The sequence below is a fragment of the Oscillospiraceae bacterium genome (assembly GCA_015068525.1).
Lineage (GTDB): Bacteria > Bacillota > Clostridia > UMGS1840 > HGM11507 > SIG450.
On sequence record SVKJ01000011.1, the window covers coordinates 44,086 to 52,588 of the forward strand.

Sequence of the window (8,503 nt, forward strand, 5' to 3'; positions counted from 1 at the left end):
CAATGGGGAATTTTTGTCATTTGCACGTGCATACAAAGTACAGTTTGTTAGACGGGCTTTGTGATATTGACAATTTAATAAAAAAAGCAAAAACTCTGGGACAGGACGCTATTGCAATTACCGACCACGGTAATATGTTCGGTGCCATAGAGTTTTATAAGTGTGCAAAAAAAAATGATATAAAACCCATTATAGGCTGTGAAGTTTATGTCGCTTCAAAAAGCCGTTTTGAGAAAGACCCTAATGAAAAATATAACCATCTTATCCTCCTTTGTAAAAACAATGAGGGATATCATAATTTAATGAAACTTGTTTCTTTAGGCTCGCTTGAGGGATATTATTATAAGCCGAGAGTCGATTATGAACTTTTAATGAAATATTCGGAAGGGTTAGTATGTCTTACTGCCTGTCTTTATGGTGCTTTTTCTCAGGCACTTATAGATAATAATATTAATGAGGCAGAGGATGTTATTACTACATTAAAAAAAATATATAAGGACGATTTGTATGTGGAACTTCAGGACCATAATCTGAAAGAACAAAGAATGATTATAAATAAACAAATCGAACTTGCAAGAAAGCATAATGTTAAGCTTGTCGCAACTAACGATGTTCATTATATAGAAAAACAAGATGCATTCTATCAGGAAGTTTTGATGTGTATTCAAATGCAGAAAACTTTAGCCGACGAGGACAGAATGAAGTTTGGCTCGGACGAACTTTATTTAAAGAGCGAAGAGGAAATGCTCGACCTTTTTTCCTATGTAAAAGAAGCGGTCTATAACACAGGAGAAATTAAAGATAAAGATAATTTAGATATTGAATTTGGCAAATACCATCTTCCAAAATACCATCTTCCCGAAGGCGAAACGGCAGAGAATTATCTTTATAATCTGTGCCTTTCAGGGCTTAAGAAAAGATATGAAAATTACGAAGACAATTTAGAAAGATTAAATTATGAACTTGATACGATAAATAAAATGGGTTTTACCGATTATTTTCTTATAGTATGGGATTTTATAAACTATGCTAAAAGTAATAATATTCCCGTAGGTCCCGGAAGAGGGTCTGCTGCGGGAAGTATCGTTTCATATTGTCTTGGAATTACCAATCTTGACCCTATTAAATACGGGCTTATTTTCGAAAGATTTTTAAACAGCGAAAGGGTAACCATGCCCGATATAGATATTGACTTCTGCTACGAAAGACGAGGAGAAGTTATTGATTATGTAACAAGAAAATATGGGGAAGATAAAGTTTCCCAGATAATAACTTTCGGAACTTTAGGGGCAAAACAGGCAGTAAGGGACGTTTGCCGTGCTTTGGATTTTCCCTATATAGAAGGGGACAGGATTGCAAAACTTATTCCGTTCGGCCCTAATGTAACCCTTAAAGGAGCAATTGATGAAGTTCCCGAACTTAAAAAATTATATGAAAATGAAGAAAATGTAAAAAAAATAATAGATATATCCTTAAAAATCGAGGGACTTCCTCGCCATTCGTCTATCCATGCAGCAGGAGTTGTAATAACTAATAAACCGATTATGGAATATGTCCCTTTGCATAAAGGAGATAACGCTGTTGCAACTCAGTATACTATGACAACATTAGAAGAACTTGGTCTTTTAAAAATGGATTTTTTAGGTATAAGGAATTTAACCGTAATAAATGATACCTTAAAAATCATTAAAGAAAAAACAGGTGTCGATATAGATATTGATAAGATAGATTATAATGACAGTAAAGTTTATACCCTATTCCAAAGAGGCGATACAGACGGAGTTTTCCAGTTTGAAAGTTATGGTATGCGAAAATTCTTAAAAGAATTCAAACCCCAAAAACTTGAAGATTTAATTCTTGCCGTATCCATTTACCGTCCGGGTCCTATGCAGGAAATTCCTAATCTTATAAAAAACAAAGAAAATGAAAATGAAATAACCTATGACCACGAAATGCTAAGGGATATTCTTTCTGTTACTTACGGATGTATAGTATATCAGGAGCAGGTTATGGAAATTTTTAAGAAACTTGCAGGATATACTTTGGGTAAAGCGGATATTGTTCGCCGTGCTATGTCTAAAAAGAAAATAGATGTATTAAATAAGGAAGAGGAAGTTTTTATCACAGGATGTGAGAAAAACAATATTCCAAAAAATATCTCCCTTAAAATATTTGATAAAATAAAAGAATTTGCAAAATATGCCTTTAATAAATCCCATGCCGCATGCTATGCTTATGTGGCTTATCAGACTGCATACTTAAGATATTATTATAAAACAGAGTTTATGGCAGCACTTATGACAAGTTTTACCGAAAACCAGAATAAAATCATAGAGTATATTAAAACTTGTGATAATGTCGGAATAAAAGTTATTTCACCATCTGTGAATTTAAGCGATATTAAATTCACAGCGATGGACGGGAATATTATTTTCGGTCTTAATGCCATAAAAAATGTAGGCTATAATACTGCAAAAGAAATAGTGGCAGAAAGAAATCAAAAAGGAAAGTTCTCAGACTTTGATGATTTTGTTATGCGTATGGTTGACAGGGACTCGAACAAAAGAGCAATAGAAAGTCTTATTAAAGCAGGTGCTTTTGACGAGTTTTCGGACAGGCTCCCTCTTCTTAAAACTTATGAGGAAACAATTGATTTTTATCTTAATAATAAAAAGAGTAATGTTCCTGGTCAGTTAAATCTTTTTGAAAGTTATGAAACCGAAAAGAGAAAACCTGTAAAAAAGACGGGAGATAATAATTCGCCTTTGTGTCTTAAGATGGAAAAAGAAGTGCTTGGTGTTTACCTTTCCACACATCCGCTTAAAAACAAGGAAGACATTATTAAAAAAGTAGTTACAGATTACAGTTATATACTAAATGATACTGAAAACATAAACTTAAAAGATGGAAAAAATGTAACTATGGTCGGAATAATAGAAAATAAAAATGTGCGTGCAACAAGAAAAGGCGACCAGATGGCAACTTTCAGATTAGAGGATATGTACGGCTCTGCGGAAATGATTGTTTTCCCTAAAGCATTTTCAAAGTACAGTACATTTATATCAAATGACTCAGTTGTCTTAGTAAAAGGAACTCTTATAATAAATGAAGATGAAAGAAAAGTAAATGTAACGGAAATTTCTCTTTTTAATGAAGAAGCAATTACCGAAAAACTTTATATACGAATAAAGGATAACTCTCTTATTGATAAAATGAAAGTGATTTTAAAAGAGTACAGCGGAAGTACGCCTGTATATGTTTACTTTGAAAAAGAAAAGAAAAACACTCTGGCAGAAAAATCTATGTGGGTAACTTTAAGTAAAACACTAAAGAAAGAACTTACTGAACTTTTAGGGGAAGAAAATGTTGTAATAAAATAGCATTGCTGTAGCAATACAGCTAAATTCGCTATCGCGAACTAAATTGAGTAAACTCAGCTAAATTATTTCGTAGCTAAATTGACCTATGGTCAGCTGGTAGCGAATTTAATTTAGCTGTTTTGAAAAAACAATTTAGCTATGGCGTGAAACAAAATAATTTAGCTTTGAACTATAGTTCAAAATTTAGCTGAAATAAACTGAATGGATGTGATAATATGGCAGAAAGTATAATGCTTGTTAAAGCAAAAGATTTTGCTGTTGAGATTATAAATATGTGCAAAATGATTAAGGAAACAAAACGGGAGAGTGTTTTAACAAATCAACTTATACGTTCCGGAACATCAATCGGTGCAAATATTCATGAATCGAAATATGCACATGGTACTGCTGATTTTATTTCTAAAATGCAAATTGCCTTGAAGGAATGTTATGAATCAGAATATTGGTTAGAACTTCTTAATAGAACGGGATATTTATGCGATGAACAGTATAAATCAATAGCTAATAATTGTGGGCAAATTCGCAGAATGTTAATATCTTCAATTAATACTGTTAAGACAAAACAATGAGTTTTGATGCGAATGATAATAGTGCCAAATGTTGACAAGGTCAATATATAACATAAGAAAGAAGTGAAAATATGGTTGAATCAAAAGTCTGTAATTTCCAAGATTTATATAGAAAGTACTGCTCTGAAGAAACACCAACAAGGTTTTTCGAATTATTCCACTACACAAGTGCAGATGGCTTATTAGGCATAGTAAAAAATGAGCAAGACGAACGTGGAAAACTTCACTTTTGGTTTACAAGAAGCGATTGTTTGAATGATACATCTGAAGGAATCCATATTTTGTCTTTGTTTCGTGAAATGTGTTCTAATTTGCTCAAAGAAAATGTTATAACTCAATCTTTTTATGATGCTATAAAAAGCGCAGAAATTTCTGACCATCACTTTGTAAATTTTCCAATTCCTTCTCGCGAAGATTTCACACATGAAAGTGTATTGGATTGTGTTCCGTGTCATGCCTATATATGCAGTTTTTCATTAAAAGAGGATTCTCTTGATATGTGGAGATATTACTCTAAAGGCAACGGAGGTTACGGACTAAAATGCTATTCATTACTTTTTGATGAGTATAAAGATTATGAGTATTCTGACTATCAAGAAGATGCAATGTTTAGTTTAATTCGATCTTATAGAGTAATCTATAGTGATGAAGAAAAAAAGCAAATTCTAAAGAATATAATTACGGATACCTTTAATGCGTTTGAATATTCTAATGAGGCAATAGACGACAAATATAAAGAAGCAAAAGGTTTCATTCAACATACTTTGAAAGTTTTTCAATTTCAATTTAAACATGAATGCTATTCAACGGAACAAGAGTTTAGATTTGTTTTTTATTTACCCTATGAAAGGCCTAAGTTGTTAGAAAACAAAATGCCAAGTGTAAAATTCAGGGCACAAAATGGAATGCTGATTCCTTATATTGATTTAGTTGTAGAAAAAGGAAATTCTTATTTAAGTGAAGTATTGATTAGTCCTTTTGTTGAAAATAAAAATATAGTGGCAACTACAAGAGATTATTTAACGAGTTGTGGTTTTCGTTGTATAGTAAATAAATCAGAACTGCCGGTAAGAAGATAAGTCGCAAAATGTTCTTATAATGGTGATGGAACATTGCATGGTTTGTTATAAAAATGATTCTAATTTGTTATGTTTTTCTATAACTTAACACAATGCTAAATCGAGAGTTTGTAAATAATAGATACAAATGACAAATCGGAGGAAAACTTATGAGAGATAAAGAACAAAGAACAGCAATAAAAAAGTTTGTTGAATATTGGTCAGACAAAGGATATGAAAAGGGCGAAAGCCAGCCATTCTGGATTGAATTACTGGGTAATGTCTTTGGTGTGGAAAACCCCGCCCATTACATAAAATTTGAAGAACAGGTACATTTGGACCATACTAGTTTTATAGATGGATTTATACCTTCAACACATGTTTTGATAGAGCAAAAGGGTGCAGGGAAAGATTTGAGAAAAGCCATTAAACAATCAGACGGCAGTTCCCTTACGCCTTTTCAGCAAGCACAACGTTATTCTGCGGTATTACCTTATTCAAAGCGTCCTCGTTGGATAATAACTTGTAACTTTGAAGAATTCTTGATATATGATATGGAAAAACCTACAGGAGAGCCTGAAAGCATCTTGCTTAAAAACTTAGAGAAAGAGTATTATCGCCTGCAATTTCTTGTGGATGCAGAGGATGAAAATATTAAAAAAGAAATGGAAATCTCTATACAGGCGGGAGATATTGTAGGAATGCTTTATGACGAACTTTTAAAACAGTATTTAAACCCCAATAATGAAGATTCGCTTAAGAGCCTTAATATGCTTTGTGTTCGTTTGGTATTTTGTCTCTATGCAGAAGATGCAGGTATCTTTGGAGGGCATAATAAGTTTCATAATTATTTGAAAAATGTATCAGCAAAGGATGCACGTAGAGCGTTGATTGATTTGTTTAAGGTGCTTGATACAAAACCGGAAGAACGTGACCCATACATGGACAAGGCACTTCTTGATTTCCCTTACGTAAATGGTGGTTTGTTTGCAGATGAAAATATAGAAATACCACAACTCAATGAGAAAATATTGAATTTAATTCTTGAAAAAGCAAGCGAAGATTTTGATTGGAGTGGTATCAGTCCCACTATCTTCGGAGCGGTGTTTGAAAGCACATTAAATCCAGAAACAAGACGTAGCGGTGGTATGCATTATACATCTATTGAAAATATACATAAGGTAATTGCCCCATTGTTTTTGGACGAACTGCGTGAAGAGTTTGATAGTATTTGCAGTATAAAGGTCGGCAAAGTTCGTGAAAATAAAATAGAAGCATTCAGAGAAAAACTGGCAAGTCTTACATTTTTAGACCCTGCTTGCGGAAGCGGTAATTTCCTTACAGAAACCTATATGTCTTTAAGACGTTTGGAAAATGAGGCTCTGCTCGAACTTACAGGGGGTCAGATGCTTCTTGATTTAGGTAATGTTATAAAGGTATCTATCGGTCAGTTCTACGGTATAGAAATTAACGACTTTGCAGTTACGGTTGCAAAGACAGCCCTATGGATAGCAGAAAGTCAGATGCTTAAAGAGACAGAGAGCATTATAAACATGGACTTGGACTTTTTACCCCTTAAATCTTATGCAAATATTGTAGAGGGTAATGCTTTACGTATTGATTGGGAATCGGTTGTTCCGAAAAATAAACTTAACTATATTATGGGTAATCCGCCGTTTGTGGGCGCTCGACTTATGAGTAAAGAACAAAAGGAGGATTTACTAACAGTATTTGGTGCTAAATGGAAAAATGCAGGTAATCTTGATTATGTTTCTTGTTGGTATAAAAAATCTGTAGATTTAATGGAAGAAACATCGATTAGAACTGCTCTTGTGTCAACGAATTCTGTGGTACAGGGAGATAGTGTTGCTATTCTTTGGAAACAATTGTTTGAAAAAGGGGTGCATATAGACTTTGCACACCAAACTTTTCATTGGGAAAGCGAAGCGAATAATAAGGCTCAAGTGTATTGTGTTATAATTGGTTTTAGTATTGCTGTATTGAACCGAAAAAAAATTATATATTCTTCTGAAAGACCAATGATTGCAGCAAATATCAATGCTTATTTAATAGATGCACCGAATACATTTATTGAAAGTAAATCGCTTCCTTTGTGTAATGTTCCTAAAATGGATTTTGGTAGTATGCCTAATGATGGTGGTTTTTTAAGCAACTATTCAAGAGATGAGAAAGATATGATTTTAAATAATTATCCTGAGGCAGAACCAATGTTTAAGAAAATCGTTGGTGCACAAGAATTCATAAATAATACAGAGCGATATTGCTTGTGGCTAAAAGGGATTTCTCCAAAAGATATAAAACAAATACCACCAATAATACATGCTGTTGAAAATGTTAGACAAGTTCGTAGTAACAGTAATCGAGAAGCAACAAGAAAACTTGCCGAAACACCAACTTTGTTTGGGGAAATAAGACAACCGGAAACAGACTATTTACTCATTCCAAGCGCTACTACCCAAAAAAGAAAATATATTCCTATTGGGTTTATGAATAAGGACGTTATTTCAACGAATTTAAATCTAATAATATCAAATGCTAATTTATACCATTTTGGTGTTTTAACATCTAATGTTCACATGTGTTGGATGAGGGCGGTATGTGGTAGATTGGGAGATAATTATAGGTATTCTATAAAAATCGTTTATAATAATTTCCCTTGGCCGACACCTACAGCAGAGCAACAGGCAAAGATAGAAAAGACGGCGCAAGCTATACTTGACGCACGCGCATTATATCCCGATTGCTCTCTTGCAGACTTATATGACGAATTGACTATGCCTCCCGAACTGCGTAAGGCACATCAGGAAAATGACCGAGCAGTAATGCAGGCTTACGGATTTGATGTAAAGTCCACAACGGAAAGTTCTTGTGTAGCAGAACTTATGAAAATGTATCAGGAATTGACAAAATAATGATTTTTAAGATTTTGACTTAATGTGAGCCTAGTAAGGATGTCGAAAAATATTGAAATATAAAAGGTGGTATTGAATAACAGTGGATAAGAAACAAGAAGTTTTAACTTTATTTGATCAGAAAGGTATATATGGAAAAATAAAAGATGTTTCGTTTGAAAATTTTCAAAAATGGATGGGTAGCGAAGCACCTTCAAGTTTGGATTTGTATTGTCCAAAATGCAAAGTGAATAAAACATTTGTGAAAGGTCAAAATGAGGTAAGTGGTCTTTTTGGAAGATTTTGGAATAATGAGCAGTGGAATTATGGCTTGAAAAGTATTGTTTTTTCGTGTCCTACTTGTAGGGAAAAAATTCTTTATACTTTTCTCTATAATAATGATTGTGTAATTAAAATTGCCCAATATCCATCATTGTATGATGTGAGTCGTGATGAATTGAAAAAATATCAAAAAAATGATTTGATTGATAAAGAAAGTTTTGAGGAAATATATAAAGCTGAGATTTGTGCAAGTGAAAATTATTTTGTTGCGTCCTATACATATATGCGTCGAGTTTATGAAA

At 33.2% G+C, this 8,503-nt stretch carries 5 protein-coding genes; all 5 read left to right on the top strand.

Translation table 11 applies throughout. The features are described from left to right. Positions 1-2: 2 nt before the first annotated feature. On the top strand, positions 3-3,380 hold the full coding sequence (locus E7419_05305; protein ID MBE7014605.1) for a DNA polymerase III subunit alpha: 3,378 nt from the start codon (positions 3-5) through the stop codon (positions 3,378-3,380). 215 nt (positions 3,381-3,595) lie between these two features. After that, a complete protein-coding gene (locus tag E7419_05310) occupies positions 3,596-3,949 on the top strand; it encodes a four helix bundle protein (GenBank protein MBE7014606.1) in 354 nt (117 codons plus the stop codon). Between the two features lie 71 nt (positions 3,950-4,020). Continuing rightward, entirely contained in the window at positions 4,021-5,028 is a 1,008-nt protein-coding gene (locus E7419_05315) for a DUF2971 domain-containing protein (GenBank protein ID MBE7014607.1), read from the top strand. A 149-nt stretch (positions 5,029-5,177) separates the two neighbouring features. Further along, the gene (locus E7419_05320) at positions 5,178-7,940 is read left to right on the top strand and encodes a class I SAM-dependent DNA methyltransferase (GenBank protein ID MBE7014608.1); all 2,763 of its coding nucleotides are present in this window, start codon (positions 5,178-5,180) and stop codon (positions 7,938-7,940) included. Between the two features lie 82 nt (positions 7,941-8,022). Further along, positions 8,023-8,503 (top strand): hypothetical protein (locus E7419_05325; protein ID MBE7014609.1); only part of this gene is annotated, 481 nt, incomplete at its 3' end.

Excerpts from the sequence above, each read along its gene's own strand:
- E7419_05320 (MBE7014608.1), top strand. The coding sequence starts at position 5,178 with ATGAGAGATAAAGAACAAAGAACAGCAATAAAAAAGTTTGTTGAATAT.
- E7419_05315 (MBE7014607.1), top strand. The coding sequence starts at position 4,021 with ATGGTTGAATCAAAAGTCTGTAATTTCCAAGATTTATATAGAAAGTAC.
- E7419_05310 (MBE7014606.1), top strand. The coding sequence starts at position 3,596 with ATGGCAGAAAGTATAATGCTTGTTAAAGCAAAAGATTTTGCTGTTGAG.
- E7419_05305 (MBE7014605.1), top strand. The coding sequence starts at position 3 with ATGGGGAATTTTTGTCATTTGCACGTGCATACAAAGTACAGTTTGTTA.